The 13740-nt window shown below is 60.2% G+C and carries 11 protein-coding genes; 5 read left to right on the top strand and 6 right to left on the bottom strand.

Annotated features, from left to right (window positions below; all coding sequences use genetic code 11):
* Positions 1-93: 93 nt before the first annotated feature.
* From K7431_RS11055 to glyA, 3 genes are all read left to right on the top strand, one after another.
* A complete protein-coding gene (locus K7431_RS11055) occupies positions 94-705 on the top strand; it encodes a LysE family translocator (protein WP_015885980.1) in 612 nt (203 codons plus the stop codon).
* A gap of 116 nt (positions 706-821) precedes the next feature.
* Positions 822-4673, top strand: coding sequence for a sensor domain-containing protein (locus tag K7431_RS11050; protein WP_015885981.1), 3852 nt, complete (start codon positions 822-824; stop codon positions 4671-4673).
* 229 nt (positions 4674-4902) lie between these two features.
* Entirely contained in the window at positions 4903-6156 is a 1254-nt protein-coding gene (gene glyA, locus K7431_RS11045) for a serine hydroxymethyltransferase (protein WP_015885982.1), read from the top strand.
* 118 nt (positions 6157-6274) lie between these two features.
* Here glyA and yjiA read toward each other — a convergent pair whose 3' ends face one another.
* The 3 genes from yjiA to K7431_RS11030 all read right to left on the bottom strand — a co-directional run bounded on the left by yjiA (position 6275) and on the right by K7431_RS11030 (position 9662).
* On the bottom strand, positions 6275-7234 hold the full coding sequence (gene yjiA / locus K7431_RS11040; RefSeq protein ID WP_015885983.1) for a GTPase: 960 nt from the start codon (positions 7232-7234) through the stop codon (positions 6275-6277).
* Between the two features lie 148 nt (positions 7235-7382).
* Positions 7383-7580: a YbdD/YjiX family protein gene (locus K7431_RS11035; protein WP_003176208.1), complete on the bottom strand. Its 198-nt coding sequence runs from the start codon at positions 7578-7580 to the stop codon at positions 7383-7385.
* Positions 7581-7595: 15 nt separating this feature from the next.
* Positions 7596-9662, bottom strand: a complete 2067-nt coding sequence (locus K7431_RS11030; RefSeq protein ID WP_015885984.1) for a carbon starvation CstA family protein — start codon at positions 9660-9662, stop codon at positions 7596-7598.
* A gap of 174 nt (positions 9663-9836) precedes the next feature.
* Here K7431_RS11030 and K7431_RS11025 point away from each other — a divergent pair, with 174 nt between their 5' ends.
* Both K7431_RS11025 and K7431_RS11020 read left to right on the top strand, forming a co-directional pair.
* Positions 9837-10205, top strand: a complete 369-nt coding sequence (locus K7431_RS11025) for a PilZ domain-containing protein (protein WP_015885985.1) — start codon at positions 9837-9839, stop codon at positions 10203-10205.
* A 9-nt stretch (positions 10206-10214) separates the two neighbouring features.
* Positions 10215-10961 carry a sulfite exporter TauE/SafE family protein gene (locus K7431_RS11020; RefSeq protein WP_015885986.1) on the top strand — a complete coding sequence of 249 codons (747 nt, stop codon included), beginning with the start codon at positions 10215-10217 and terminating at the stop codon, positions 10959-10961.
* A 27-nt stretch (positions 10962-10988) separates the two neighbouring features.
* Here K7431_RS11020 and K7431_RS11015 read toward each other — a convergent pair whose 3' ends face one another.
* Genes K7431_RS11015 through K7431_RS11005 form a run of 3 tightly spaced genes read right to left on the bottom strand, consistent with a single transcriptional unit; the run spans position 10989 to position 13682 of the window.
* Positions 10989-11723 carry a hypothetical protein gene (locus K7431_RS11015; protein ID WP_043205937.1) on the bottom strand — a complete coding sequence of 245 codons (735 nt, stop codon included), beginning with the start codon at positions 11721-11723 and terminating at the stop codon, positions 10989-10991.
* A 16-nt stretch (positions 11724-11739) separates the two neighbouring features.
* Positions 11740-13107, bottom strand: a complete 1368-nt coding sequence (gene radA / locus K7431_RS11010; RefSeq protein WP_003235145.1) for a DNA repair protein RadA — start codon at positions 13105-13107, stop codon at positions 11740-11742.
* A 35-nt stretch (positions 13108-13142) separates the two neighbouring features.
* On the bottom strand, positions 13143-13682 hold the full coding sequence (locus tag K7431_RS11005) for an ankyrin repeat domain-containing protein (RefSeq protein ID WP_015885988.1): 540 nt from the start codon (positions 13680-13682) through the stop codon (positions 13143-13145).
* Positions 13683-13740 lie beyond the last annotated feature (58 nt).

Raw genomic sequence — 13740 nt, 5'->3', positions numbered from 1 at the left:
CCTCAAGGTTAACCTAAGTGACCGAGCGTATCGAAATCTATCTGTTAGATTAGCCGGCCATCCCCCCCTCAGCGGTTTCAGGAAACAACCTTCATGCTCAGCGTCATGTCTGCACTCGCGTTGCTGCTGTTAATGCCGGGGCCCACCAACACATTGCTATTGCGCTCGGGATTACTCACCGGGTTCAGGCGCGCCTGGCCACTGAGCCTGCTGGAATGCCTGGCGTACCTGGTGCAAATATCCTTTTGGGGCTACCTGCTCAGCCATCTGGGCGACAGCGCGCCATGGGGGCTCAAGCTCGTGCAGTTCGCTTCGGTCTGTTATTTGATCAGGACTTCCTACCTGCTGTGGTGCAATCCCGACGAAACACTCAACTCCGCGCCTGCAGCACGCGTATCCAAACTGCATTTCTTTTTGCTGACGCTGATTAACCCCAAGGGCTTGCTGATCGTCTCGTTCATCGTCCCGATGCAGACGTTTGCCGACGTGAACCTGTATGTGCAGTTCGTCGCACAATTCACGCTGGTGGTGATACCGGTGGGCTGCACCTGGGTACTGTTCGGTGCCCGCATCAAACGAGGCGGATACGCCTGGTTGACGCCCCACACCATCAACCGCGCAGCCTCTGTGGTGATCAGCCTCTTCACGCTGGCGATCCTGACCCGGCTGGCAGACAGCCTGATCCATACCGGCAGCGCGCTTTAGTCCCCGCCAAGCGGGGCTGGCACTTTGCCACAAGTCAAGGCATGCTAGCCGCCCTCCGGGCGTCCGGCTTATAGTGCACGTCGCGCGCCAGTCCAGCCAAACCGCAGGATCACAGCTTGTCCAAAGTCACGCCGCCAACTCCCCTGCGCGCCGCTCATATTGCGCCGGGAGCGCCCCTGCACGGCACCCTCAAAGGCGCATTGGCGACGCTCGTCCTCATGCTGCTCGCTTTATTGTTCTGGCAACTGCTGGACCAGCTGCAGCAAAACCAGAAGAACCAGCAGCAATACACCATCGACTACAGCGCCGACCTGGCGGAACAGATCAGCCTGAACATGGCCCTGAGCGCAAAAATCGCCCTGAACCTGCTGCCGATGATCGAACCACCGCGCGACAGCGAACAGCAACAGGCGTTGATGCGCACCCTGCAGCGCTCGCTGCCGGAGCTGCGCAGCCTCGCCCTGCTCGCCCCCAGCGGCGCGGTGATCAGTGACAGCGCCAGTGACAGCCAGGACAGCGCCTTGCTCGAGGAGTTGGTGCAGCGCAGCCACGGCCAGTCCTACTACCTGAGCAACAGCAACGACGGCACCCTCATCTATTTATTGCTGCACCAGCCCAGCGGTGGCTCGAGGGTTTACTGGGCGCTGCGCCTGTCGCCCAATTACCTGGCAAACCTCACACGCCAGGACGGTCAGGGCCTGCGCCCCATGTGGGCCATCGAGAATCGCCTCAACCACCGCGTCATCAGCCGCGACAGTGGTATGCCGGCGCAGTGGACGTCCGCCCTCACCCCGGACGAATTGAATAAAAGCGTACTGGTCACGCCCCTGAGCAAAAGCGACTGGCAGCTGCGCGGGTTGTTCGACCGCACCGCCGTGCTGGAACAACTGCTGCCGGCGTTCATCGGCAAATGCCTGCTGGGCCTGGCCTTCTCGCTGATCCCGGTAATCGTGCTGCTGAACATGCGCCGTCGCCAGCGCCAGGTGCATGAAGGGCGGCGACGCTACCAGGATATTTTCGAAGGCACCGGCGTGGCCCTTTGCGTGCTTGACCTGTCAGGCCTGAACGCCTTCTTCCAAAGGACCCCACTGGAGACTCGCGAGCAACTGCACACCTGGCTGCAGGACAACCCCGATGAGCGTCAGCAACTGCTCAAGGAACTGCGCATCACCGAGGTCAACCAAGTGGCGGTGCGCTTGCTCAACGTAGGCTCTTGCGAGGAGGCCTGGGAGCGCCTGATCGATGACTGCCCGCGCAACGCCACCTCCATCGGCTACCAGATCCTCGAAGCCGTGCTGACCCAACAGCACCAGTTGGAGCTGGAAATCCAGCTCAAGGACATTGCCGGTAACGAGCAGTACCTGTGGCTGGTGATGCGCCTGCCGGAGCAGCAGGACGACTCCAAGGCCGTGATCCTCAGCATCAGTGATATCACCAGCCGCAAGCTGATCGAATTGTCGTTGGTGGAGCGCGAAAGCTTCTGGTCGGACGTGGTGCGCACCGTCCCCGATCACCTGTACGTGCAGGACGTGATCAGCCAGCGCATGATTTTCAGCAACCACCATTTGGGCCACACCCTCGGCTATAACAAAGCCGAACTGCAGCAAATGGGCGAATACTTCTGGGAAATCCTGCTGCACCCCGAGGACGCCGAGCACTACCACGACTTGCGCCAGCAACAACGCCAGGTCGGCTACACCACCCAATTGCAATGCCAGTTGCGCTTTCGCCATCGCAACAACCAATGGCGGCGTTTTGACATACGCGAACAGGCCCTGGCCCGCGACAAGTCTGCGCAGATCACCCGCATCATCGGCGTGGCCAAGGACATCACCGATCAGATCGAAGCCAGCGAATCCCTGCGCGACAGCGAACAGCGCTACCGCATGCTCGCCGAAAGCATCAGCGACGTGATCTGCTCCACCGACAGCCAGTTGGCCCTCAATTACATCAGCCCTTCGGTCAACGCCGTGCTGGGCTATGACGTGGATTGGGTGTTCAAGAACGGCTGGCAGTCGATCATCGCCAACCCGCAGCAACTGACCGGCATTTATAGCCTGGTGGAACAGGTCAGCCGCGCCTTGGGCGATATCGAAGCACTGAATAAGCTGCGCGATGAGATTCAAACCCAACTGTTCCTGTTCGACTGCCTACGCGCTGACGGTCGCAAAGTGCCGATCGAGTTACGCCTGGTGCTGGTGTGGGACGAACACGGCGCCTTCGAAGGCATCCTTGGCGTGGGCCGCGATATCAGCCAGCAACGCCGTGCCGAGAAAGACCTGCGCATGGCGGCCACGGTCTTCGAACACTCCACCTCGGCGATCCTGATCACCGACCCCGCCGGTTACATCGTGCAAGCCAACGAGGCGTTCAGCCGGGTCAGCGGCTATGAGGTCAGCGATGTACTCGACCAGTTGCCGAACATGCTCACCGTCGACGAACAGCAGGAAGCCCACCTGCGCTACGTGCTCAAACAGTTGCACCAGCACAGCACCTGGGAAGGCGAAGTGTGGCTCAAGCGCCGCAACGGCGAGCATTACCCGGCCTGGGTCGGCATTACCGCCGTGTTCGACGACGAAGGCGACCTGGCCAGCTATGTGTGCTTCTTCAGTGATATCAGCGAGCGCAAGGCCAGCGAGCAGCGCATCCACCGCCTGGCCTACTACGACGCCCTGACCCACCTGCCTAACCGCACGCTGTTCCAGGACCGCCTGCACACTGCGTTGCAGTCGGCCGAACGGCAGAAGTCGTGGGTGGTGTTGATGTTCCTCGACCTCGACCGCTTCAAGCCGATCAACGACTCCCTGGGCCACGCCGCCGGCGACCGCATGCTCAAGGAAATGGCCACGCGCCTGCTGGGCTGCGTGGCCGAAGACGATACCGTGGCGCGCATGGGTGGCGACGAGTTCACCTTGCTCCTGCAACCGCGCATCAGCCGCGAAATGGCGCTCAACCGTGCGATCCATGTGGCCGAGCAGATCCTCGCCAGCCTGGTGAAACCGTTCGTACTGGAAGGCCGCGAGTTCTTTGTGACGGCCAGTATCGGCATCGCCCTCAGCCCGCAGGACGGCAACGAGCTGAGCCAGTTGATGAAAAACGCCGACACCGCGATGTATCACGCCAAGGAACGCGGCAAGAACAATTTCCAGTTTTACCAGGCCGACATGAACGCCAGCGCCCTGGAGCGCCTGGAGCTGGAAAGCGACCTGCGCCACGCCCTGGACCAGAACGAATTCGTGCTCTATTACCAACCGCAGTTCAGCGGCGACGGCAAACGCCTGACCGGCGCCGAAGCCTTGCTGCGCTGGCGTCATCCGCGACGTGGCCTGGTGCCGCCGGGGGATTTCATCCCGGTGCTGGAAGAATTGGGCCTGGTGGTGGACGTGGGCGACTGGGTGATCAGCGAAGCCTGTCGCCAGCTCAAGACCTGGCACCAGAACAAGGTCCGCGTGCCGAAAGTCTCGGTGAACATCTCCGCCCGACAGTTCTCCGACGGGCAGTTAGGCACGCGCATCGCCACCATTCTCAAGGACACCGGCCTGCCGCCGGCGTGCCTGGAGCTGGAGCTGACCGAAAGTATCCTGATGCGCGAAGTCAACGAAGCCCTGCATATCCTCGACAGCCTGAAAAACCTGGGCCTGAGCATTGCGGTCGACGACTTCGGCACGGGTTATTCGTCGCTCAACTACCTCAAGCAATTCCCCATCGATGTGTTGAAGATCGACCGCACCTTCGTCGACGGCCTACCGTCCGGCGAACAGGACGCGCAGATCGCCCGCGCGATTATCGCCATGGCGCACAGCCTGAACCTGGCCGTGATCGCCGAGGGCGTGGAAACCCATGAGCAGCTGGACTTCCTGCGTGAGCATGGGTGTGACGAGGTGCAGGGCTACTTGTTCGGGCGGCCGATGCCGGCGAATCGGTTCGAGGCGCAGTTCAGCAATGATGCGCTGTTCATGTTCGACTGAAATTCTGCGGTGAGGCTACTGGCCTAATCGGGGGCAAGCCCCCTCCCACATTCTGATCTGTGAACACATTCAACTGTGGGAGGGGGCTTGCCCCCGATTAGGCACTCACAGCCACCGCCTATCCCAGATGAGCCCCGCTTGTCCGCGACATGATGTCCTTTCATATGCCATCTAAAACCCATTGGGTTAGAATGCCCTCCTTTTCTGCCCCCGATCCTTGAGGACCGCCATGTTCAGCCGTGATTTGACTATTGCCAAGTACGACGCCGATCTCTTCGCCGCCATGGAGCAAGAAGCCGTGCGCCAGGAAGAGCACATTGAGCTGATCGCTTCGGAAAACTACACCAGCCCTGCGGTGATGGAGGCTCAAGGTTCGGTTCTGACCAACAAGTACGCCGAAGGCTACCCAGGCAAGCGCTACTACGGTGGTTGCGAGTACGTCGACGTGGTTGAGCAGTTGGCCATCGACCGTGCAAAAGAACTGTTCGGCGCCGATTACGCCAACGTCCAGCCGCACGCCGGTTCCCAAGCCAACAGCGCCGTGTACCTGGCCCTGCTGCAAGGCGGCGACACCATCCTGGGCATGAGCCTGGCCCACGGCGGTCACCTGACCCACGGCGCCAGCGTTTCGTCCTCCGGCAAGCTGTACAACGCCGTTCAATACGGTATCGATGCCAACGGCCTGATCGACTACGACGAAGTCGAGCGCCTGGCGGTCGAGCACAAGCCAAAAATGATCGTGGCCGGTTTCTCTGCCTACTCGCAGATCCTGGATTTCCCACGCTTCCGCGCCATCGCCGACAAGGTGGGCGCGTACCTGTTCGTTGACATGGCTCACGTAGCCGGTCTGGTCGCCGCTGGCGTCTACCCGAACCCGGTGCCTTACGCTGACGTAGTGACCACGACTACCCACAAGACCCTGCGCGGTCCACGTGGCGGCCTGATCCTGGCACGCGCCAACGCCGAGATCGAGAAGAAGCTGAACTCCGCCGTATTCCCTGGCGCCCAAGGTGGCCCGCTGGAGCACGTCATCGCCGCCAAAGCGATCTGCTTCAAGGAAGCGCTGCAGCCTGAGTTCAAGACTTACCAGCAACAAGTGGTGAAAAACGCCCAGACCATGGCCAGCGTGTTTATCGAGCGCGGCTTTGACGTGGTGTCCGGCGGTACTGAGAACCACCTGTTCCTGCTGTCGCTGATCAAGCAGGACATTTCCGGTAAAGATGCTGACGCTGCCCTGGGCAAAGCCTTCATCACCGTGAACAAGAACTCTGTGCCGAACGACCCACGTTCGCCGTTCGTGACTTCGGGCCTGCGCTTCGGCACCCCGGCGGTGACCACTCGCGGCTTCAAGGAAGCGGAGTGCAAGGAACTGGCTGGCTGGATCTGCGACATCCTGGCTGACCTGAACAACGAAGCCGTGATCGACGCGGTGCGTGAGAAGGTCAAGGCCATCTGCAAGAAGCTGCCGGTGTACGGCGCTTGATTGCAGTTGCTTGACTAAAAAGCCCGGCGCTTGAGCCGGGCTTTTTTATGCTTGAAAACACTGCATTCTCAACCTGTGCAAGACCCCTCCCCCATTTTTGACTGTGTTTCAGGTCAAGTCAGGGTTGATAGACCTTTGCAAACCCTTCGCGAATCTTGTCTTCCGGCAATTCGTCGGCAATAAACACAATCACACTCTCCCGTGCCTCGCCTTCGGCCCACTCGGTATCCCAATCGAAACCGTAGAGCTTAAGCACACCCTGGAACACCATGCGCCGGTCTTCCCCGGCGATGTTCAACACGCCCTTGTAACGCAGCAATTGCTTGCCATGGTCTTCCAGCAGTTCGTTCATGAACTCACTGAGCCGGTCGATATCCAGCGGTTCCTCGGTACGCAGCACCAGGCTGGAAATACGGTCGACGGACGGCGCGGCGCTCACCGGGCGCAGGCTCATGCCGGCGTTGAGGTTGAAACCGCGCACATCGAGCAGTTCAGCCAGGTCAATGATGCCATGGTCCACCACGCGTATCGGCGCACGGCGGTTGATGCGCGTGAGGCGTTCGCTGAGCGCATCGAAGGTGGCGTCATCCACCAGGTCGCGTTTGCTCACCAGCAGGCGGTCGGCAAAACCGATCTGGGCCTGGGCAATGGTCTGGGTCAGGTGATGTTCAGCGTGGGCGGCGTCCACCAAGGTGATGATGCCATCGAGGATGTAGCGCTCGCGCAGTTCCTCGTCGATGAAAAAGGTCTGGGCCACGGGGGCGGGGTCGGCGAGGCCGGTGCACTCGATCACCAGGCGGTCGAAGGCGATCTCGCCGCTGTCCAGGCGCTCGAGCAGCAGGTACAGGGCTTTGGTCAGGTCGGTGTGGATGGTGCAGCACACGCAGCCGTTGGACAGGGTCATGACTTGCACCGGTTCGGCGCCCAAGAGCTGGGTGTCGATACCGGCGTCACTGAATTCATTTTCGATCACGGCGATTTTAAGGCCATGCTCGGCCTTGAGCAGGTGGCGCAGCAAGGTGGTCTTGCCGGCCCCGAGGAAGCCGCTGAGGATGGTTACTGGAATGGGAGAGGACAAAATATTCTCCTTGGGGGAATACAAAAACAAATGTGGGAGGGGGCTTGCCCCCGATAGCAGTGTGTCAGGCACTGGTATGTCACTGACACATCGCTATCGGGGGCAAGCCCCCTCCCACAACAAACCACTGCTAGCGCGGGTTACCGAGTCAGCAGCACTTGGGCCCACCCTTGCCGCCGTAACGGGCCTCTTGGCGTTCCCGGAAGAACGCCTTGTAGTCCATCATCGGTTTGTCCGGGTGCTTGGTTTGCATATGCTCGACGTAGGTGTCGTAATCGGGCATGCCGACCATCAGGCGCGCGGCCTGACCGAGGTATTTACCGAGGCGACTGATGTCATTGAACATGGTTGCAATCCTCAATCACGCGTCCGGAACAGCCTGGAACGGGGCTTCTTTATCCGTACGTTCTTTGTTGCCCCAGGCGGCGACGCCGACCTTGAGCGCATAGAACAGGATGCTGAATACCACGAACAGGAACAGCGCCGTCAGCGTTGCGTTGGTGTAGGCGTTCCAGATCACGTGCTGCATCTGGTCGATGTTCTTGGCCGGGGCCAGGATCTGACCATTGGCCAACGCATCGCTGTACTTCTTGGCCAGCGACAGGAAGCCGATCGCCGGGTTGGCGTCGAACAGCTTGATAAAGCCCGCGGTGGTGGTGCAGATCAGCAGCCAGACGGCCGGCAGCATGGTCACCCAGATGTAGCGTTGGCGTTTCATTTTGATCAGCACAACGGTCGCCAGCATCAGCGCGATACCCGCCAGCATCTGGTTGGAGATACCGAACAGCGGCCACAAGGTGTTGATGCCGCCCAGTGGGTCGATCACGCCTTGGTACAGCAGGTAACCCCACATGGCCACGCAACCGGCGGTCGCGATCAGGTTGGCGGTCCATGACTCGGTGCGTTTCAGCGCGGGCACGAAGGAGCCCAGCAAGTCCTGCAGCATGAAGCGACCGGCACGGGTACCGGCGTCGACGGCGGTCAGGATGAACAGCGCTTCGAACAGGATCGCAAAGTGGTACCAGAACGCCATGGTGTTTTCACCCGGCAGTACGCTGTGCAGGATCTGCGCGATACCTACCGCCAGGGTCGGTGCACCGCCGGCACGCGCCAGGATGGTGGTTTCACCGATGTCATGGGCCACGGCCGACAGGGCTTCAGGGGTAATTGCAAAACCCCAGCTGCTGACGGTTTGCGCCACGGTCACCACGTCGGTACCGACAATAGCGGCCGGGCTGTTCATGGCGAAGTAAACGCCAGGCTCGATCACCGAAGCGGCAACCATCGCCATGATGGCCACGAACGATTCCATCAACATGCCGCCATAACCGATGTAGCGGGCATGGCTTTCGCTGGCCAACAACTTGGGCGTAGTGCCCGAAGAAATCAGCGCGTGGAAACCCGAGACCGCGCCGCAGGCGATGGTGATGAACAGGAACGGGAACAAGCCGCCCTTCCACACCGGGCCGGTGCCGTCGATGAACTGGGTCAGTGCCGGCATTTTCAGGTCGGGCATGGTCACCAGGATGCCGATGGCCAGGGCGATGATGGTGCCGATTTTCAGGAAGGTGGAAAGGTAGTCACGCGGTGCAAGGATCAGCCACACCGGCAGTACCGCTGCAACGAAACCGTAGCCGATCAGCATCCAGGTGATCTGGATCCCGGTGAAGGTGAAGGCCTTGGCCCACACCGGATCAGCAGCAATCTGCCCACCCAGCCAGATCGAACCCAGCAGCAACAGCACGCCAATGATCGAGATTTCACCGATGCGGCCCGGGCGGATGTAGCGCATGTAGATGCCCATGAACATCGCGATCGGGATGGTCGCCATCACGGTGAAGATGCCCCACGGGCTCTCGGCCAGGGCCTTGACCACGATCAGCGCCAGCACCGCGAGGATGATGATCATGATCAGGAAGCAGCCAAACAGCGCGATGGTGCCGGGGATGCGCCCCATCTCTTCGCGAACCATATCCCCCAGGGAACGGCCGTTACGACGCGTGGACAGGAACAGGATCATGAAGTCCTGCACGGCACCGGCCAGGACCACGCCGGCAATCAGCCAGAGCGTGCCGGGCAGATAGCCCATTTGCGCCGCCAGCACCGGGCCGACCAGCGGGCCTGCACCGGCAATCGCGGCAAAGTGGTGACCGAATAGGATGTGTTTGTTGGTCGGCACATAGTCCAGACCGTCGTTGTTGAGCACTGCGGGGGTGGCCCGCCGTGGGTCGAGTTGCATCACATTGTTAGCGATGAACAGACTGTAGTAACGGTACGCAACCAGGTAGATGGCCACAGCCGCGACCACAATCCACAAGGCGTTGATCGCCTCGCCGCGGCGCAAGGCCACTACGCCTAGGGCGCACGCTCCTACAATTGCCAGCACCAGCCAGGGTAGGTGGCGTAGCAGGCTATTATTATTTTTCATTTTTATATTCCAGCCAGGGTGGACAGAAAGGACAGCCATCCGGAGTTTAGCGCTACTGGCCTTAAAGGCCACCCCCCTACGTTGGTCTAGAGCCTTCTAGGGGCAAAAAAAGCAGAAATAACGGCCCGAAGATGGCGCAGGGCTACAATCCTTCTAACCACAGAGGGTTTCACCATGACCGAGCAGCCGTCTGACCGCCGTCGTTTTCGCCGGATCGCCTTTGATGCCAAGACCGAACTTCGGCAAAACGGGCACGAATGGCCAGTGCAATTAGTAGATTTGTCGCTGAAGGGCCTGTTGGTGCAACGGCCCGAAGACTGGAAGGGCAATAAGGCGCTGCCGTTCGATGTCGACATACGCCTGGATCCCAAGGCGCATATAAAGATGCAAGTGCGACTGACCCATGAGGATCATGGGCAACTGGGTTTTGTGTGCAAAGACATCGATCTGGAGTCGATCAGCCACTTGCGGCGGCTGATCGAGTTGAATCTGGGCGACCAGGAAGAGTTGGAGCGAGAGCTGGGTGCTTTGCTGGAGGTATGAACCGCCATTATGGTTGAGCATGAATGGCTGACAGGCGCTGGGTTGGTGCTGCTGGGTGTTATAACGGGTTTTATCGGAACCAATACGGGAGGCAGCGTATTTCTAACCGTTCCAGTGATGATCTGGCTTGGCATACCTCCTCAGTCTTCGATAGCGACCGCTCGACTGGCTTCGGTAGGCACTATGTTCGCCGGCTTGAGGCACTTTCATAACAGTGGAAAAGTGGATTACAGGCTAGCGGCCCCCGCGGCGGCACTTGGGTTGGCGGGCGCCTTGATCGGTGCAAGTCTGCTCGTGCAAATAGACCCCGCGCTGCTGCATAAAATCATTGGCGGCCTGACGCTACTCTTGGTGGCACTTTCACTCATCAGGAAGCCTCATTCGCCGAAGGCTACACCCTCATCGCTCAGGCGCTTTTGCGGCTATGTACTGTTTGTTCCCGTGGGCATGATTGGCGGTTTATTTGGCGGACAAGCCAAGTTATCAACTTATTTGTATATTATTTTTTTTAAAAAAACGATCAGTGAGTCAATGGGTACTCGGAAAGTCGGAGGTCTCATCCTCTCAGTGGGATCGTTAATAATATTCGGTATCAGCGGCATCATTAATTGGCAGTACGGATGTTGCCTGATCATAGGCACGCTGGTGGGCGCCAATGCGGGCGCCAAGTTTGCTCTACAGAAAGGCGATAAGTGGATGGAGAGCGCTTTCAATGTCGTCGTCGTTGCCTTGGCGTTGAAAATGCTCTTCTGGTAGCGGTTCTCTCACGGGAAAAACGACCGTTCAGGGAAATGCCGTACGCGTGGGGAAGTCGCTTTCCGTGTCCCAGTAACCCGCTTTCTGGCTCACCGCGACCTGCCACTGCCCATCCACAAAACGATAGGTTTGGTAGCGGGTGGCAAAATCATCCTCGCCATCACCGTCCATAAATGAAGAAACTTGCAGCAGCTCATCCGCGCCACCTTTGACCGCCGATGCAACCCGCCACGCGGCCTTGCCGGTCTGGGCCAAGGTCAGCGTTTTGACCTTGCCGTCAGCGTCCTTGTAACTCATAGGCTCAAGTTTTTGCTTGGCCGGCAGCAGCAGTTGAGTCGCCGGGCCACTGTAACTCCCCATTGGCGCGGTCTGATCAATGATCAGAAAATACACCGCGTCCGGCAGGCCTTTGAGCGGGGCTTTCTTGACCTCGGCCAAAGGATAACCGAGGTCGTCGTGCGCGACTAAATCCCCCGACGCCGACAGCAATCGCACCTGGGCTCCGAGCAGCGGGTTTTCTACCAGGTCACCGGGTTCGTCGAACGAATCCTCATCCAGGCCACTGCCCCAACTGTCCTTGTGCATCTGGGCGCTGATGCGTTGATCTTCGAGTACCTGCAAGACGCTGCCGTCTTGCGTCACCAGTTTTTGGGCCAGGCGGTAACCGGCCGGCAGCTTGGCCCCGTCGGCCCATGCCATCGCAGGCAACCCGGCCAAGGCGATAAACAAGGCGATTACGCCCCACCTACTCGATCGTTGCATTGCATCCATCCTTGATCTACTCGAAAAGTGCATCCAACGCCTGCTCCAAGCGCGTCACCCCAATAATCTGTATCCCCGGCGGCGACTCCTTCGGCGCATTACCCTTGGGCACGATGGCGCGCTTGAAGCCGTGCTTGGCTGCTTCCTTGAGGCGCTCCTGGCCGCTTGGCACCGGGCGAACTTCGCCCGACAGCCCGACTTCGCCAAACACCAGCAGGTCGTGAGGCAAAGGCCGATTGCGCAAGCTCGACATCACAGCCGCCATCAACGCCAGGTCGGAGGCGGTTTCCAATACCTTGACCCCGCCCACCACGTTAAGGAACACATCCTGGTCGTGGGTCGGAATACCACCGTGACGGTGCAGCACCGCCAGCAGCATCGCCAACCGGTTCTGATCCAGGCCCAGCGTCACGCGGCGCGGGTTGGCCAGATGGCTGTCATCCACCAACGCCTGCACTTCCACCAGCATCGGGCGAGTACCTTCCCACGTCGCCATCACCACACTGCCTGGGACTTCTTCCTGGGCGCGGGTCAGAAAAATCGCCGACGGGTTGGAGACTTCTTTCAATCCGCGGTCAGTCATGGCGAACACGCCCAACTCATTCACTGCGCCGAACCGGTTCTTTACCGCTCGCAGCAAACGCAGGCGGCCATCGGATTCGCCTTCGAAATACAGCACGGTGTCGACCATATGCTCCAGCACGCGTGGCCCGGCCAATGCGCCCTCTTTGGTCACATGGCCGACCAGGAAGATCGCCGTGCCGCTCTGCTTGGCATACCGCACCAACAGCGCGGCGCTCTCACGCACCTGGGATACACCGCCCGGCGCCGATTGCAGTTGCTCGGTGAAAATCGTCTGGATCGAGTCGATCACCATGACCTTGGGTTTTTCGATCCGGGCCGTGGCGATGATGCTTTCGATGCAGGTTTCGGTCATCACCCGCAGTTGGTCCTGGGGCAAGCCCAGGCGGCGGGCGCGCATAGCGACTTGTTGCTGGGATTCTTCGCCCGTGACATACAGCGCCGGCATGCGGCTGGCGATGCTGCACAGCGTCTGCAACAGGATGGTCGACTTGCCGATACCAGGGTCACCGCCGATCAGCACCACCGAGCCGTCCACCAGGCCGCCGCCCAACACGCGGTCGAGCTCACCGGAGGCTGTGGAGAAGCGCGGGATTTCTTCGACGCTGACTTCGGCCAGGGTCTTGATCTGCGCCTGCTGGCCGGTCCAGCCGGCACGGCCGGTGGGAGCCGCCGCGCCGCCGCTTTCGATCATGGTTTCAGTCAGGGTGTTCCACGCGCCGCATTCGGTGCACTGGCCGGCCCACTTGGGAAAGGTCGCGCCGCACTCCGTGCAGCCGTACATGCGCTTGGCCTTTGCCATTTGAGAACCTCCAACTGAAAAACCGCGATGATAGCTCAGCGCGGCGCCGGGGTCCGGATTTCACCGCTGGCCAATCGTGAAGCACTGTTGCCGATCGGGTCTTCAGCATTGAGGTCCGCGCCCTTGGCTTTGAGTTCGTCCAGCAACTCGACACGCTTGAACAGCCCGGCGTACATGGCCGCAGTCTGCCCGGCGCCGTTGCGCTGGTCGGGGTTGCAGTCGGTGGCGAGCAGGCGCTGGGCAATCTTCAGTTCGCCTTTGAAAATCGCCCCCATCAGTGCGGTGTTACCACGTTTATCCTGCACGCAGGCGTCGGCGCCGGCGCTGAGCAGGCGTTCCACGAACGGGCCCTGCCCGTGGTAGGCGGCGAGGATCAGCGCGGTGTAGCCCTTGTCGTCCTGAGTGTTGAGGCTGTAGCCGGAGTCGATAAAGGTATTGAGCATGTCGATATCGCCCCGCCGGGCAGCGTCGAAATAGTAGTCTTGCAACTGGGCCTTGAGCGCCACCGGGTCAGGGGACTCGGCCTGGGCGACAAAGGCCAGCATGGCCATCAGCAAACCGATAGAGATACGCATGAGGTGTTCTCCTGCAAGGGTCGACGCCCAGGCATGGGCGTCGACCGCAACCAACGGA

The organism is Pseudomonas fluorescens group sp. (assembly GCF_020093335.1).
GTDB classification, from domain to species: Bacteria; Pseudomonadota; Gammaproteobacteria; order Pseudomonadales; family Pseudomonadaceae; genus Aquipseudomonas; species Aquipseudomonas petroselini.
This window is presented reverse-complemented; position numbering and strand designations above follow the sequence as displayed.

What these genes read in the sequence shown, in the direction of transcription:
- K7431_RS11055 (WP_015885980.1), top strand. Translation starts at nt 94, where the DNA reads ATGCTCAGCGTCATGTCTGCACTCGCGTTGCTGCTGTTAATGCCGGGG.
- glyA (WP_015885982.1), top strand. Translation starts at nt 4,903, where the DNA reads ATGTTCAGCCGTGATTTGACTATTGCCAAGTACGACGCCGATCTCTTC.
- K7431_RS11035 (WP_003176208.1), bottom strand. Translation starts at nt 7,580, where the DNA reads ATGTTCAATGACATCAGTCGCCTCGGTAAATACCTCGGTCAGGCCGCG.
- K7431_RS11030 (WP_015885984.1), bottom strand. Translation starts at nt 9,662, where the DNA reads ATGAAAAATAATAATAGCCTGCTACGCCACCTACCCTGGCTGGTGCTG.
- K7431_RS11025 (WP_015885985.1), top strand. Translation starts at nt 9,837, where the DNA reads ATGACCGAGCAGCCGTCTGACCGCCGTCGTTTTCGCCGGATCGCCTTT.
- K7431_RS11020 (WP_015885986.1), top strand. Translation starts at nt 10,215, where the DNA reads ATGGTTGAGCATGAATGGCTGACAGGCGCTGGGTTGGTGCTGCTGGGT.
- K7431_RS11015 (WP_043205937.1), bottom strand. Translation starts at nt 11,723, where the DNA reads ATGCAACGATCGAGTAGGTGGGGCGTAATCGCCTTGTTTATCGCCTTG.
- radA (WP_003235145.1), bottom strand. Translation starts at nt 13,107, where the DNA reads ATGGCAAAGGCCAAGCGCATGTACGGCTGCACGGAGTGCGGCGCGACC.
- K7431_RS11005 (WP_015885988.1), bottom strand. Translation starts at nt 13,682, where the DNA reads ATGCGTATCTCTATCGGTTTGCTGATGGCCATGCTGGCCTTTGTCGCC.